At 59.8% G+C, this 15,108-nt stretch carries 14 protein-coding genes; 2 read left to right on the top strand and 12 right to left on the bottom strand.

Translation table 11 applies throughout. The annotated features are described in order from the left end of the window. Positions 1 to 24: 24 nt before the first annotated feature. From lepB to rpoZ, 6 genes are all read right to left on the bottom strand, one after another. Positions 25 to 774: a signal peptidase I gene (lepB, locus tag ACN0SY_RS02945; protein WP_417684296.1), complete on the bottom strand. Its 750-nt coding sequence runs from the start codon at positions 772 to 774 to the stop codon at positions 25 to 27. A gap of 113 nt (positions 775 to 887) precedes the next feature. Further along, on the bottom strand, positions 888 to 1,313 hold the full coding sequence (gene acpS / locus ACN0SY_RS02940) for a holo-ACP synthase (protein WP_417684295.1): 426 nt from the start codon (positions 1,311 to 1,313) through the stop codon (positions 888 to 890). Positions 1,314 to 1,365: 52 nt separating this feature from the next. Then, positions 1,366 to 1,965 carry a DUF2062 domain-containing protein gene (locus tag ACN0SY_RS02935; RefSeq protein WP_417684293.1) on the bottom strand — a complete coding sequence of 200 codons (600 nt, stop codon included), beginning with the start codon at positions 1,963 to 1,965 and terminating at the stop codon, positions 1,366 to 1,368. A gap of 46 nt (positions 1,966 to 2,011) precedes the next feature. Continuing rightward, on the bottom strand, positions 2,012 to 2,593 hold the full coding sequence (pyrE, locus tag ACN0SY_RS02930; RefSeq protein WP_417684291.1) for an orotate phosphoribosyltransferase: 582 nt from the start codon (positions 2,591 to 2,593) through the stop codon (positions 2,012 to 2,014). Positions 2,594 to 2,624: 31 nt separating this feature from the next. Beyond that, positions 2,625 to 4,862, bottom strand: coding sequence for a RelA/SpoT family protein (locus tag ACN0SY_RS02925; protein ID WP_417684289.1), 2,238 nt, complete (start codon positions 4,860 to 4,862; stop codon positions 2,625 to 2,627). Positions 4,863 to 4,967: 105 nt separating this feature from the next. Beyond that, positions 4,968 to 5,369 (bottom strand): DNA-directed RNA polymerase subunit omega, encoded by a 402-nt coding sequence (gene rpoZ, locus ACN0SY_RS02920; protein WP_417684287.1) that lies wholly within the window; start codon positions 5,367 to 5,369, stop codon positions 4,968 to 4,970. Between the two features lie 382 nt (positions 5,370 to 5,751). Here rpoZ and ACN0SY_RS02915 point away from each other — a divergent pair, with 382 nt between their 5' ends. Continuing rightward, the gene (locus ACN0SY_RS02915) at positions 5,752 to 6,342 is read left to right on the top strand and encodes an NYN domain-containing protein (protein ID WP_417684286.1); all 591 of its coding nucleotides are present in this window, start codon (positions 5,752 to 5,754) and stop codon (positions 6,340 to 6,342) included. Between the two features lie 7 nt (positions 6,343 to 6,349). Next, on the top strand, positions 6,350 to 7,003 hold the full coding sequence (locus tag ACN0SY_RS02910; protein ID WP_417684285.1) for a uracil-DNA glycosylase: 654 nt from the start codon (positions 6,350 to 6,352) through the stop codon (positions 7,001 to 7,003). Positions 7,004 to 7,016: 13 nt separating this feature from the next. Here the strand turns inward: ACN0SY_RS02910 and ACN0SY_RS02905 are convergent, their stop codons facing one another. The 6 genes from ACN0SY_RS02905 to ACN0SY_RS02880 all read right to left on the bottom strand — a co-directional run bounded on the left by ACN0SY_RS02905 (position 7,017) and on the right by ACN0SY_RS02880 (position 14,944). After that, positions 7,017 to 7,763 carry an arginyltransferase gene (locus ACN0SY_RS02905; protein WP_417684283.1) on the bottom strand — a complete coding sequence of 249 codons (747 nt, stop codon included), beginning with the start codon at positions 7,761 to 7,763 and terminating at the stop codon, positions 7,017 to 7,019. 28 nt (positions 7,764 to 7,791) lie between these two features. Then, positions 7,792 to 9,624, bottom strand: coding sequence for an SLC13 family permease (locus ACN0SY_RS02900; protein ID WP_417684281.1), 1,833 nt, complete (start codon positions 9,622 to 9,624; stop codon positions 7,792 to 7,794). A gap of 125 nt (positions 9,625 to 9,749) precedes the next feature. Further along, on the bottom strand, positions 9,750 to 10,241 hold the full coding sequence (locus ACN0SY_RS02895) for an RDD family protein (protein ID WP_417684279.1): 492 nt from the start codon (positions 10,239 to 10,241) through the stop codon (positions 9,750 to 9,752). Between the two features lie 100 nt (positions 10,242 to 10,341). Then, entirely contained in the window at positions 10,342 to 11,595 is a 1,254-nt protein-coding gene (locus ACN0SY_RS02890) for a threonine ammonia-lyase (RefSeq protein WP_417684278.1), read from the bottom strand. Then, a complete protein-coding gene (gene hemB, locus ACN0SY_RS02885; protein WP_417684277.1) occupies positions 11,592 to 12,629 on the bottom strand; it encodes a porphobilinogen synthase in 1,038 nt (345 codons plus the stop codon). The genes ACN0SY_RS02890 and hemB overlap by 4 nt, the downstream gene beginning before the upstream one ends. Before the next feature lie 116 nt (positions 12,630 to 12,745). Continuing rightward, on the bottom strand, positions 12,746 to 14,944 hold the full coding sequence (locus ACN0SY_RS02880; protein ID WP_417684275.1) for an EAL domain-containing protein: 2,199 nt from the start codon (positions 14,942 to 14,944) through the stop codon (positions 12,746 to 12,748). Positions 14,945 to 15,108: the final 164 nt, after the last annotated feature.

The following is a 15,108-nucleotide window of genomic DNA, read 5'->3' as shown; positions in this document are numbered from 1 at the left end:
GGTTTCCTCAGGTTTAGTCGGTTGTCAAAGACCGCGGAACAAACGGTCCCAGCGAACGGTCCAAGGCCATTTCCAGACCATCCAGGCCGGTTCACCATCGGCAACCGAGAAGAACAGGACCTCGGCTCTTCCGACCAGGTTTTCGTAAGGCACGTAACCGACAGCAGACAATACACGGCTGTCCGTCGAATTGTCCCGGTTGTCGCCCATCATGAAGTAGTGGCCCTCGGGCACTTCGTAAACACGCGTGTTGTCGAGGGTGCCGCGTGCTGTCAGGTCCAGCGTGTCGTAGGTGACGCCGTTGGGCAGGGTTTCGCGGTAGCGCGCCACGCGCTGGATGCCGAACCCGGTGTCTTCGATGTAATCGTCGATCCGCTCGCGGGGGACCGCAACGTCGTTGATGTAGACCACGCCGTCCTTGACCTGGACGCGGTCACCCGGAAGCCCGATCACGCGCTTGATGTAGTCGGTCGAGTTGTCCTTCGGCAGCTTGAACACGACCACATCGCCGCGCTCGGGCTCGGATCCCAGGATCCGGCCGGAAATCGGAGCGAGTCCGAAGGGGAAGGAGTAGCGCGAATAGCCGTAGCTGTATTTGGAGACGAAGAGATAGTCCCCGATCAGCAGGGTGTCCTTCATCGAGCCGGAGGGGATGTTGAACGGCTGGAACAGAAAGGTCCGCACGATCAAGGCAAGCAGCAGTGCCTGCACAATGATCTTGACGGTTTCGTAGAGGCCGCCGTCCTTTTCCGTCTTGCTGTCGCTCACGCTCATGTCGTCCTTTGGCTTGATGCGCCGCAGACGTGCGGCAACGTGGAATTCATCAGATAGCCCCGCGAAACTCTTATCCGCTTGGTTTGCCTGTGGCAATCCGCTGTCTGAAGGCTTCAGTCGGGATTGGGGGCAATTGGCCAGTCTTCCGGCCATGCGGTGATCACGACAAAAGCCTGCGCCAGGGGGTAGTCGTCTGTGATCGTCAGGTCGATTCTCGCCTTGAACCCCTTCGGGGTCATCGCTTCAAGCCGTTGTGCTGCACCGCCGGCAAGTGCGACGGTCGGCTTGCCGGATGGCAGGTTGACGACGCCCATTTCCCGCCATGCCACACCCATGCGAATGCCGGTGCCAAGCGCCTTGCAACAGGCTTCCTTCGCAGCGAACCGTTTGGCATAGGAGGCAGATCGCTCAGCGCGCCGGTCGGACTTGTTCCGCTCGATTTCGGTGAAGACACGGTTGGTGAACCGGTCGCCGAAACGCTCCAGTGTCTTTTCAATGCGTCTGATGTCGATCAGATCGCTGCCGATTCCGAGGATCATCGCGCCGTTCCTTCGAAGCTCATTGCCAATTGCTGGCCCCTTGTCGCCGGGTTCAGGCCGCAGCGTCCGGATCGTCCATGTCCTGAAGGACAGCATCGGGAAGGCCGCGCTTGCGCGCAAGTGTCTTGCGGCGTCTGCGCTGATAGACTTCAACGCTCTTCAGGACAATGAAATAGCTGATGGTGCCGACGATGAGGCCGAGGGGCAACGCTCCCACCAGCATCGGCTTGAGCATCGGCAGGAGCACGTCGAGCGACTTGGTCAAAAGCCGTTCCTGGAACTGTTCGTGCAGATCGTGGTGTGGAACCGCCGGCCTTTCGTAAAGGATCCAGCTGCCGATCTTGAACGTCGAGGCCCAGATGAATGGGAATGTCAGCGGGTTGCCAACAGACGTGCCGAGGGCCGCCGCGATCAGGTTGCCTCCGATCACGTAAGCCAGGGCAAATGAAATCAGGAAATGAAAGCCGATGAGAGGCGTGAAAGAGGCAAACGCACCTGCCGCGAAGCCGATGGCGATGGCGTGTGGCGTTGCCGTCAGCCGCAGAACCCGCTTGCCATAGTAGCGGGTTGAGCGAACCCAGCTGTGCCGCGGCCAGACCGCGACACGCAGTCGCTCGATCCTTGTAGGACTATGTCTGCGGCGAAATAGCATGTGGCGACGGCTACTCTCTCAACTCACTGGGCGGGTTTCAGGCCCATCACGACAGTCCGCGGCTGCCAGGCTTGACCGCCGGGATGGCTTCCAGCTCAGGCGGCAGGTTATCCGGCTGATAGGCCGGTACCTTGTATTCGGCAAGGGCAACAATAGGCACAGACGCATCTGCCTCGCCCGCCGAGCGGTCGATCAGGCAGGCAACTGCGAGAACTTCGGCGCCCATACCCTTGAGCGCCTCGACCGTTTCACGGCTCGAAAGCCCGGTGGAGATGATGTCCTCCACGACGATTACGCGGGAACCCTTTGGCAGCTCGAAGCGGCGCAGGCGGAATTCGCCACCCTCGCGCTCGACCCACATCGCCGGCACTTTCAGATGACGCGCAGTCTCGTAGCCGGGGATCAGGCCGCCAAGGGCAGGCGAGACGATATAGTCGATCTGACCGAGATTGGCATCGCGGACCTTTTCGGCCAGTGCCTTGCAGAGCTTTTCGGTCCGATCGGGATACATGAAGACACGCGCCTTCTGCAGGAAGATCGAGCTGCGCAGTCCGGATGAGAGGATGAAGTGTCCTTCCAGTATGGCACCGGATTCCCGAAATTCCTGCAGCACCTCGTCGCGTGTCATTGTCCCAATGTATCCTTTTCGACCTTCCAGATCATCCGTTTACGCGGGAGACGCTGGAAACATTTGGCTTCGACCGAAGCTGGTTGATGATCCGGGTCAGGTGTTTCAGATCCCATACCTCAAGATCAATGATCATCTCGTGAAAATCTGGTGCTTTCCGCATCATTTTCACATTATCGATATTGCCGCTGTTGTCACTGATCGTCTGGGCGATGGAGGCGAGGGAGCCGGGTTCGTTGACGGCAGCGATCGAAAGGCGCGCCGGGAACCGTTCCGGCTTGTCGATATCGATGTCCCAGCGGACATCGACCCACCGCTCGCTCTGGTCATCGAACTCTTTCAGTGCAGGCGACTGGATCGGATAGATCGTCAGACCTTCTGAAGGCGTCAGGATGCCGACAATGCGGTCGCCGGGCACGGCGCCGCCATCCGGGGCGAAGCTGACCGGAATGTCGCCCGATAGACCGCGGATCGGCAGGGCAGGGCCATGCGGGTCCGCGCCGTCTGCGTCGGCGTCACCATCGAGTTCTCCGACCGGGATGCGGAACTTGAGACCGGCGCCCTTCTCGAGGTCAAACCAGCCATCGCCCGGCTTGGTGACCGCGTGGAACGAGCGATCGTCCTGATATTCGGGATGAGCCGACTTCAGAACATCCTGAGCGCTGACATCGCCGCGGCCGACAGCGGCAAGGAGCTCCCCGACGCTCGGAAATCCGATATCGGCGAGGACGGTCTCAAGAAGGGTCTCCGTGTATGTCTTGTCCGCGCGTGCGAAGGCGCGTTTGAGGATGTGCTCGCCGAGCGCACCATACTGTTTGCGAACGGATTCTCGTGTCGCGCGCCGGATCGCGGCGCGGGCCTTGCCGGTTACAGCGATTGCCTCCCAGGCAGGGGGAGGGGTCTGCGCCTGCGAGCGGATGATCTCCACCTCGTCGCCGTTCCTCAGTTCTGTGACCAGCGGCATGATCTTGCCGTTGATCTTGCAGCCGACGCATGTGTTGCCGATGCCCGTATGGACAGCATAGGCGAAGTCGATAGGCGTGGCTCCTCGCGGCAGGGCGATAAGCCGTCCTTTCGGCGTGAAGCAGAAGACCTGGTCGTGGAACAGCTCCAGCTTGGTGTTCTCAAGGAACTCTTCCGGAGTATCACCTTCCGACAGCAGATCGATGGTCCGGCGCAGCCATTCGTAGGCTTTGCTCTCTTCGGTCAACTGGGCGATGTTGCGTCCGCCCGTCTCTCCATCCTTGTAGAGCGCATGGGCGGCAATGCCGAGTTCTGCGACACGGTCCATGGATGCGGTGCGGATTTGCAACTCGACGCGTTGGCGGGATGGGCCGACGATGGTCGTGTGGATCGAGCGATAGTCGTTCTGCTTCGGCGTGGAGATGTAATCCTTGAACCGGCCCGGAACGGTCGGCCAGGTTGTGTGGATCACGCCAAGAACCCGGTAACACGCCTCGACGGTGCCGACGGTGACGCGGAAGCCGTAAATGTCGGAGAGTTGCTCGAAGCCAAGCGACTTCTGCTGCATCTTGCGGAAAATGGAGTAGGGGCGTTTCTCGCGGCCCTTCACGAGCGCCGCCATGCCACGCTCTGCTAGGCGCTCGGTCAGGACTTTCTCGATCTCGACGATCTGTCCGGCGTTGTTCTTCCGCAGCTCTGCAAGGCGCTCGGTGATGGTCTCGTAGGCATCCGGGTTAAGCGTGCGGAAGGAAATGTCCTCCAGCTCTTCACGCATGTCCTGCATGCCCATGCGGCCGGCCAGCGGCGCATAGATTTCCATCGTCTCTTCGGCGATCCGCCCGCGCTTGTGCTCGGGCATATGGTCGAGCGTGCGCATGTTGTGGAGCCGGTCCGCGAGCTTGACGAGCAGGACGCGGACATCGTCTGCAATGGCAAGAAGAAGCTTGCGGAAGTTCTCGGCCTGTTTGGCCTTGCGGGAAACAAGGTCCAGGCGTTTGATCTTGGTCAGCCCGTCGACAAGCTTGCCGATCTCTTCACCGAAGAGGGAATCGATCTCGGCGCGGGTTGCGTCGGTGTCCTCGATGGTGTCATGCAGCAGCGCAACGGCGATGGTTGCGTCATCCAGATGCAGATCGGTGAGGATCGCGGCAACTTCGAGCGGATGGGAGAAGTAAGGATCGCCTGAGGCACGAGTCTGGGGTCCATGCTTTTGCATGGCATAGACGTAGGCTTTGTTCAGAAGACCTTCGTCAGCGTCAGGATTGTAGCGTGTAACTCGTTCAACGAGTTCGTATTGGCGCATCATGGCCGGAACCGACTCGCATGATAGCCGGGAACATGAATGGAGCCGTCCGCTCCGTGAAAACAGGCGGCCGCATGGGCCGCCTGGGAAATCTCATTCGATTGCAAATCAGATGTCGTCCGAACGCTCCGGCGGGACAAGGCCTTCCAGGCCGCGCAGAAGGTCCTCTTCCGAGATGCGGTCGAATTCGACTGCACTGTCGTCGACCTGATTGACCTGGGTCGCCTGCTGAGATGCATTCGAGGGAACCAGCGGCACAGCTTCTGCCTCAGGCTCGTCGACCTCGACATACTTCTGAAGGGAGTGAATCAGGTCTTCCTTCATGTCTTCCGGGCTGACGGTCTGCTCGGCGATCTCACGCAGGGCCACGACCGGGTTTTTGTCGTTGTCGCGGTCCAGGGTCAGCGGGGAGCCGCTTGAGATCATGCGAGCGCGATGAGCTGCCAGAAGCACAAGCTCAAAACGATTCTCGACCTTGTCGATACAATCCTCGACGGTCACGCGCGCCATACGACGTCTCCATAAGTTAGGGAACCAGTTGATCAGCGTATACTGATCGTGCCGACCGAAAGCAACCCCTTGCTGGCCGCAGCCACCCACCGGTTCGTGGTTGATCATGTCAAGTTTGGGGCAAAAACCTTATAATAAGGTTCGTACCTCGTGCGTTTGGCGTTGCTTGCTCGTGCAAATATGGTGTAGGGCGAATGTGTCGGTCATTGAAATAACGAAAAATTTTGACCGTGCGGGTAAATAATAAGGGCAAGACTAAGGGTCGAAAACGACCCGGGTTAATGGCTACATCCAGCGTGATTAGGGTCACGGGACTGAAGTCCTATGTCGCATAATCGTTGCTCCGGGAGGCTGTACAACAATAAGAAAGGTTCCCTAGCGAATGTTTGATGCACGCGAAAAAGTTGCTTTATTCATTGATGGCGCGAATTTGTACTCGACGGCGAAGGCCATCGGCTTCGATATTGACTACAAGCGTCTGCTCAAGGAATTTCAGGGGCAGGCCTACCTGCTGCGAGCCTACTACTACACGGCGTTGATCGAAGATCAGGAATATTCCTCGATCCGCCCCCTGATCGACTGGCTCGACTACAACGGATACAAGGTTATCACCAAGCCGGTGAAGGAGTTCGTGGATTCCTCCGGTCGGCGCAAGGTGAAGGGCAATATGGATATCGAACTTGCCGTCGATGCCATGCAGATCGTCGATACTGTCGATCACATCGTACTCTTCTCGGGCGATGGCGATTTCCGCTCCCTGGTCGAGGCGCTGCAGCGCAAGGGCCGCAAGGTGAGCGTCGTTTCCACGCTGAAGACCCAGCCGCCGATGATCGCGGACGACCTGCGTCGCCAGGCGGACCATTTCATCGATCTGGCCAGCCTCGCCAACAAGATCGGACGTGATCCGTCCGAGCGGCCGGCACGTCCGGCTCCGGCACAGGACGATCTGGACGACGAAGACGACGACTACTGAGATCGGAATGACGGCACGAGTACTGGTTGATCCGCCGCTGGACTGCATGATCTGTCCGCGGCTGGTCGCTTTTCGCGATGAAGTGAACGATCAGCATCCGGACTGGTTCAACGCGCCGGTTCCTTCCTTTACATCTCCGAGCCCGCGACTGCTCGTCGTCGGGCTCGCGCCCGGCATGAAAGGTGCTAACCGCACCGGACGGCCGTTCACCGGCGACTATGCCGGCGACCTTCTCTACGAGACCATGCTGGATTTCGGCTTCGCGACCGGATCATACGAAGCGCGGCCGGACGACGGCTTGCGTCTGCGCGATGCGATGATAACGAATGCGGTGCGCTGTCTGCCGCCACAGAACAAGCCGACAGGGGGGGAAATCAAGGCATGTCGCCCGTTCCTGCTTTCCACGCTGGATGCAAACCCGTCGGTCAGGGCGGTGCTTGCCCTCGGACGGATCGCGCATGAAACGTTCCTTTCCGCGCTCGACTTGCGCAGATCCAGTTTCACCTTTGCCCATGGCGCGGGTCATGAACTCGGCGTGCGGAACCTGAGACTTTTCGACAGCTACCACTGCTCCAGATACAACACGAACACAGGCCGTCTGACGACGGAGATGTTCCGCTCCGTATTTGAGGATATCCGGCGCTTCATCCCGGATGCATGATAGGCTTTAGCGCCTAGCCGACCTGTGACCAGCCATTCGGGCCCAGATGTTCCTGGGGCTTGAACCTCGACTTGTAGGCCATCTTCGGCGAGCCATCGACCCAATACCCGAGGTAGACGTAAGGCAGGCCCATCTGCCGGGCCCGCATTATATGGTCAAGGATCATGTAGGTGCCCAGGCTGAAACCTGAGAAAGCAGGGTCGTAGAAGGAATAGACCATGGACAGGCCGTCGGCGAGCTGGTCGGTCAAGGCCACTCCCAGCAGCGGGCCTTCCCCCATGCCGGTGATGAAGCTGTCGGGACCGCGCCGGCGATACTCGATCACCATCGTCTCCACATGTGTGTCCTCGATCATCATGGCGTAGTCGAGGACGCTCATCTCGGTCATGCCGCCATCTTCGTGGCGGGTTTCCAGATAGGTGCGGAAAAGATCGTACTGTTCTGCGGACGGGGCTGCCGGCAATCGTGCGCCGATAATCTCCTGACCAAGCTTCCACTGGCGTTTCAACGAAGAACTCCAGCGGAAATCGCCGACACAGACACGGACTGAAACGCAGGCCCTGCATTCCTCGCAGGCAGGCCGGTAGGCAATATTCTGACTGCGGCGAAACCCGCCATGGGTCAGAACATCGTTCAGTGCCGGAGCATGCTGGCCGATCAAATGCGTGAACACCTTCCTCTCCTGGCGCCCCTCCAGATAGGGACAGGGTGCCGGAGCCGTCAGATAGAACTGCGGATGATCAGTCGGATGCCGTGTCACTTGCCTAAATCAGCCTCCCCAAAGCGTATCAGAGCCCATAATACCATGGTGCTACTATGGAGAACGTCAACCAGAGAATAATCGCCAAAGGTGTCCCAGCCCTTAAAAAGTCCGAGAAGCGGTAGTGCCCGGGACCCATCACAATCAGGTTGGTCTGGTAGCCGATGGGAGTCGCGAACGAACTGTTGGCGGCAAAGATCAGGCAGACGATAAACGCTTCGGGCGACTGGCCGATTTGCCGGGCGATATCCACGGCAATCGGTGTGAAGAGAACGGCCGCAGCGTTGTTTGAGAGAAAGTTCGTCAGGATCATCACGATCAGGAACAAGGCCGAGAGCATGACGGCGGGCGAACTGCCATCAAGGACAGTGACCAGTCCCTCGGCAATGAAGGCCGCTCCGCCAGTCGCCTCCAGAGCCAGGCCGCCGGCGAGAGAGGCTCCTACCAGCATGAAGATCCGGCTGTCGATCGCGCGCATGGCTTGTCGGATGTTCAGGCAGCCCGATGCCACCATGGCAAATGTGCCGGCAACCGCGGCGACGACGATCGGAACGACCCCGAATGCGGAGAGGCCGACAACAGCGCAGAAGATTGCGAGGGCGCGGGGAGCAAACCGGCGGCGGGGCACTTCGGCCGTCGACCAATCCAGAAGCAGGACGTCACGATTGCCGCGCAGGCCTGAAATCTGGTCGTCGCTGCCAGCCACGAGCAAAACGTCGCCGGCTTCAAGACGCATGTCGTTCATCGCCATGCGGGGCATGCGGCTGCGCCGTTGGATTCCCATGACCACGCAGCCGGTTTCCGCGTGGAAGCCGGACTGGAGCAATGTCCTTCCCATGAGGCGCGAGGCGGGTGCCACCACCACTTCGGCCAGTGTCATCGTCCCCGGGGCGGCGGCAAGCGCCTCGCCGTTCTCGATCTGACCCGTCGCATCCGTGTCCAGGAGGGGCTGGCGACGTGCCAGCGCATTGGCGAGAGCGGCTCTGGTGGCAGCCACGATCACCGTATCGCCGGGCGACAGGACAACATTTTCGAACGGAGGAAGGATCGGCTTTTCTCCTCGCTGGACAAGACGGACCGTCATGTCCTTCAGGGCCGGGAACATCCCGGAAACGGATTCGACGCCCACGAGCGGGTGGCCGTAGGTGATGTTGATCTGCGCGATGAACTGCTTCCCTGACGAGCTTTGGAGCTCTTCGGCCATCGTCTTCCGCGGTTTCAGAAGCCGCGGCATGATGAAGAGAACGTACACCGCACCGGCGGCCGCCATGAGCAGGCCGATCGGGGTAAAGCTGAAGAAACTCAGGACGATGCCGGAGGTCTGCGCGGCGAAGTTCGCCACCAGGAGGTTGGTCGAGGACCCGATCAAAGTTGTCATGCCGCCAAGGATCGCGATGAACGATAGCGGCATCAGAACACGTGACGAAGACTGCCCCATCGTCGCGGCCACAGCGGAGAGGATCGGCAGAAACATGACCACGACCGGCGTGTTGTTCAAAAAGGCGCTAAGGATCGCGACAGCGATCAGCACCGGAACCGTTGCCAGATGCGATCTTCCGCGGCTCCAGCGCACGATTATCTGTGCCGGTTTTTCCAGGGCGTCGGTCTGGAACAGTCCCTGGCCGATGATGAGCAGGCAGATGACGGTGATCAGCGCCGGGTTTGCAAATCCGGCCAGCAGGTCGGCCGGCAAGATGGCGCGCCCGCCGCTTTCAGACGGGAAGACCATGAACAGCGCCAGGAAGGCGGCCACAGACCCTAAGGCAATGATTTCAATCGAATAGCGCTCGGTTGCGTAAAGCACCACCGTTGCGGCGAGAACCAGAAAGGTCAGCGCCATTGGAAAGTCGATTGCCAGCATTCACCTGCCCGTTGCCACCTGATCGAAATCGATCAAATGGCACTTTAGAGCATCGGATCGTTGAAGGGAAAGAACGATCTCTGGTCTTCACCGGGGATAATGAAATGGTTTTGCGCGCTGATACCTCAGGCGCGCAAGCCTTCTGCGTTCATCACCAGGGTGCCCAGAACGATGTCGTGCAGGAGGCGTTTGCGGTCTGAAAACAATGACACGGCCAGCACCAGCGGTGTCAAAAGCGCAAAGGAGAACCAGAACAGGAGAACGTGCATCGCGGCAAGCAGCGGATAAGGCTTTGCGCCGTACCAAAGGCGCATTTCCAGTCCCATCGCCCGCATGCCGGGTGTCGCTGCATTTGGGCCGCCGAGGGTGAAGGCAGTGTAGATCAGCGCGACGGCCTGTCCGAGAAACGCGTAGAAGAACCAGGCAAGACCCAGGGTGAATATGCCGAGAAAGAAAATGAGGATGCCCGCCATGAGAGTGAGGATGGCCACGGCAATGACGTCGATGCAGAAGGCAAACATGCGGCGGGTCCGCACGCCCTCGAACAACTCCGGCCGCGCAAGCGGATCGAACATGTCGCGACGGTCGGCGTGTGGTGTTGCGAGGTCTGCAGACATCGGTCGGTCTCCTTCGGCTTCCTGCCGGCGTTACGTGCAAACGATGCCGAGCATGCAATCTATGTGGTGAGGAACGCGCGAAACGCAAATCCGCGCGCGCTCATTCCATTCTTTCGCCGATTTCCAGGTGCCGGACCGTAAATCCGCGCTCTCGCAGGGCGTTGACCACCTCTTCTCCGTGCGGCCGGTCGAAGGCCTCGAAGGTGATGTCCAGGGTGGCGCCCTTGGCGGGGACGTTCAGGAACAGGCGGTGGTGTGCGACATCGACCACATTGCCCTGCATCTCACCGATGAGCGTTGCGATTTCGCCCAGGACGCCTGGGCGGTCTGGTGTATCGATCCTGATGGAGACCATTCGCCCGTCGCGCGCAAGCTCGCGCACCACGATCTTGGACAGAAGGCGCGGGTCGATATTGCCGCCGCACAGGACGAGGCCGACTCGCTTGCCCCGGAACCGTTCCGGATCGGTCAGCATGCCGGCAAGCCCGGCAGCGCCTGCACCCTCGGCAATGGTGCGCAGGAGCGTCAGGTAGGCGTTGATCGCGCGCTCGATCGTGCTTTCCTTGGCCAGCACGATCTCGTCGACGGTGTTTTTGACGACTTCCTGGGTCAGAAGGCCGATATCCCGGACCGCAATGCCCTCGGCAATCGTCGCTCCTTCGCAGCGGACCTCGCGTCCGTGAAGTGCCCCCCACATGCCCGGGTAGAGGACCGTCTCGACGCCAATGATCTCGATGTCCGGCTTGATCGCCTTGGCGGCGACTGCCATGCCCGAGATCAAGCCGCCACCTCCGACCGGAATGACGAGCGTGTCGAGATCGGGAACCGCTTCCAGCATTTCCAGCGCAATCGTGCCCTGTCCATGGATGACATGCGGGTCGTCGTATGGGTGAACCCAGACGAGATTGCGTTCTTCGGCGAGCCGGTCGGCTTCGGCCTTGGCTTCCGCCAGCGTATCGCCGACAAGAACCACCTCGGCGCCGTACTCCCGGGTCGCCGCGATCTTCACGAAGGGCGTTAGTGCTGGCATGACGATCGTAGCGGGAATGCCAAGCCGGCCTGCGTGATAGGCAACGCCCTGGGCATGGTTGCCCGCTGAAACCGCGATCACCCCACGTTTGCGTTCTTCTTCAGACAGGCTCGAAAGCTTGACGATCGCCCCGCGTTCCTTGAACGCGCCCGTCACTTGCATGTTCTCGAATTTCACGAAAACGTCCGCACCCGTAAGCTTCGAAAACCTGGGGGCAGGCAGGCATGGCGTGGCGAGGATCGATCCCTTGATCAGCGCCGCGGCTGCACGCACGCCCTCTATGGTGATTTGCGCCGGGTCGGAGTGCTCGAAGGCGGCGTTCATTTCGCGCGAGCCAGGAGGTCTGCGATCCGCGGAGCGAAATAGGTCAGGATGCCGTCGGCACCCGCGCGCTTGAAGGCCATCAGGCTTTCAAGCATGGCCCGTTCTCCATCGATCCAGCCGTTTGCACTGGCCGCTTCGATCATCGCGAATTCGCCCGACACCTGATAGGCGTAGGTCGGCATGCGGAAGGTGTCCTTCAGGCGCCAGACGATATCGAGATAGGGCAGGCCGGGCTTCACCATGATCATGTCGGCACCCTCGGCGATGTCGAGCTCTGCCTCGCGCAGGGCTTCGTCGGTGTTGGCGCTGTCCATCTGGTAAGTGCGCTTGTCGCCGATGAGCGTCGCGTTTGTGCCGATGGCGTCGCGGAAGGGGCCGTAGAAGGCTGAGGCGTACTTGGCGGAGTAGGACATGATCTGTGCGTCGCGCATGCCCGCGTCGTCCAAAGCCATGCGGATTGCCCCCACACGGCCATCCATCATGTCGGATGGACCGATGATGTCGGCACCAGCGTCGACCTGGGTCAACGCCTGACGGCACAGCTGGGCAACGGTTTCATCATTCAGGATTTTGTCGCCGGATAGCAGTCCGTCATGGCCATGGCTGGTATATGGGTCCAGCGCAACGTCGGTCATGAGGCCGATGTTGAGGCCGAGCTTCTTGATTTCACGGCAGGCGCGGCAAACCAGATTGTCGGAGTTGAGCGCTTCGCTGCCCGTTGCGTCACGCAATGCGTCGTCAGTGTACGGAAACAGGGCCAGGACGGGGATCCCGAGCGCTTCTGCCTTGACCGCGTCGCGGACAGCCTCGTCAACCGACAGCCTTTCAACACCGGGCATCGAGGGGACCGGCTGCCGTATGCCGCTTCCCTCAATCAGGAAGATTGGCCAGATCAGGTCATCGACGCTCAGAACGGTTTCACGGACCAATCTCCGCGACCAGTCTGCCCGGCGGTTCCGGCGCATCCGTCTGCCGCCGAGAATTTCATCTATCTGGCTCTGCTGGATCGACGGGGAACGGTGGTCGGCTGACATAGGGTGGGATCCTGTGTGGCATTGGGGCCCGACCACGCTGCGCAATCAGGCAAATCCCGTCCTCAATGGCGCGTCTGACGGGTGTTCGTCAAGGCATGATGCCCGCAAATCTGCGGTCAGGAAACTGCGCTGTTTGAACCGGGACCGTGTGCCGTTTGCTGACGATGACGCTGTTCCATCAGGGCGCGGGCATAGGCAGGGAATGCCTTGGCGCTGAGCGGCTTGCTGAAGAGATAGCCCTGGAAAACCTTGCAGCCAAGAGCGGTGAACCGTTCAAGCTGGTCTTCGTCCTCAATGCCTTCGATCAGGATCTGAACGTCGAGTGACCTGCCGATGTCGACAAGGCTCTGGACGATCAGCTCATTGGCGTTGTTGCCGCTTGCGGTCGTCAGCGAGCGATCGACCTTGAGTGTGTCTACTGGCAGTTCGCGCAGGTAATGGATCGAGGTGTGACCCATGCCGAAGTCGTCAAGAGCGATCCGCACGCCGGCTTTGCGCAATGCGTGAAGTGCCAGGACCGAATCCTGTTCGGGAAGGAGCGCAGCCGTCTCGGTGACTTCAAGCTCGATCATCTTTGGATGCAGCGTTGCATCCTTGATGATCTTGAGCGTACGGGAGACGAACTCGGGATGGCGAAGCTGTGCCGGTGAAACGTTCACGGAAATGGTGAAGTTGTAGGGCAGTCGCACCTGCCATTCCCGATACTGCCGGCAGGCTTCCTGAAGCACGAGGAGACCAAGCGTGTCGAGCTGACCGATCTCTTCCGCCAGGTCGATGATCAATGGCGGCGGAATGCGGCCGTAAAGAGGATGCTCCCAGCGAAGAAGAGCTTCGGCTCCGGCGATGGTCTGGTCCCAGATGTCGATTTGTGGCTGGTACTCCAGGAACAGTTCGTCCGAGCGCTTGCGCAGGGCCTGCTGCAGGTCATGGGCCAGCGAGATGGCCATGCGCCCGGTCGACCCATGGAGGTGAAGCAATCGGTCGTGCTGCGAGGTTCGCACGCCGCGATCTGATGAGGAAAGGCGATCAATCAGTTTTTGGCTGCGTTCCTCGGCAATCCGCTCCGATAGCCGCACAAACGGCAGATAGATAAGGACACCCGTCGCCAGTCCCGCCAGCTGGACGACGGAACCCATGATCGAATCTGTCGCGAGGTATCCGCTGATCAGCACAGGTGTCGTCCATGTCACCATCCCGTTCGTCTTCGGCATCACCTCAAAGATGATGGCGCCGTATGTCATCAGCGCCTGGCACAGCGGTGCGAACAGCCAAGGGATGAAATAGAGAGGGTTGAGGACAAGCGGGATACCGAACAGCAAGGGCTCGTTGATGTTGAACAGGCCGGGGACCAGGGCGAGGAGTGCCAGCCTGCGCATGGTTTGCGACCGTCCGGCGATCAGCAGGGCAACTATCAGCGAAAGCGTGCTGCCGGACCCTCCCATGCGGACGAAGAAGTCAAAGAACTGGGCCGTGAAGACATAGGGTAGCTCCTGACCGCTGGCATGTGCGGCAAGATTCGCAGCCGACGCGGGGCGAAGGATCTGATCGTGAACCTCGTGGAGTGCGTTTGGCCCATGAAGGCCGAAGAACCATAGCAGCTGCGAAAGGACTTCATAGGCAACCGAGAAGATCGGGCAATCGGTTCCGAACGCCAGGACCCAGGTCAGCAGGGCGTCAAGATGAGCGGATAAGGAAGGAATGACCGCATCAGCGAAGGCGAGTTTGGCGCCGCCGAAAATGCCGATTGTGAGGGCAGCCGCAGGAAGAAGCTGGAACACATCGCCGATCAGGGGGTCGGTTCCAAGCGCACCCAGGGGCAGTTTCAGGCGGTCGATACGCGATAGACGCAGAAACATTGCCCCGCTGACCATGGAGACCAGAAGCGCGCCCATAAATCCCTGGCTCAAGGAAAACATTTCGGGGTCTGGCAGGACGTTGCCGTCTGAAAAGGCGATGAAAAAGCAGGATAGAACGACGGTGGCCGTAACGCCCGGGCTGACGAAGTTGGGACTGTATTTTTGATTGTGGAGCAGGGAGAAGGTGATGGAAAACCCGATCAGGGCGACAAGGGCGGCAATGCCGAAGGTCGCACTGATAAAGCTCTCACAAGCTTCGTAGTATGCCTCTGAAAGCTCGATCCCGAACGTCCCGAAGGGCGGATAGCGCAGAAGCAGCGCGAAGGCTCCAACAGAAATCAAGGGCAAGGTTATGGCCAGCCCGCGTTGCAGGGCGATCAGGCCGTGATTTTGCCCGAGCCTTTCAGCTGCGTCGTAGATTTTGTTCTGGAAGCCGGAAGACCCGGAACCCGTGCGCATGTTCTTTGTTTTTTGGTCCGCGACAAAAAGGGAAAGGTCTTATTGTCAGTAGTTACAACCTTTTGAGATCTGCATTCTGTGCTTTCGAAAGGTAAACAATAAGATAAAGCGGTTGAACTCGAAGCGATGTATTTTTCTATGCATGCGATTTTTTTGAAGGGTGA

Source organism: Roseibium sp. (genome assembly GCF_048261595.1).
Classification (GTDB): domain Bacteria; phylum Pseudomonadota; class Alphaproteobacteria; order Rhizobiales; family Stappiaceae; genus Roseibium.
This window is presented reverse-complemented; position numbering and strand designations above follow the sequence as displayed.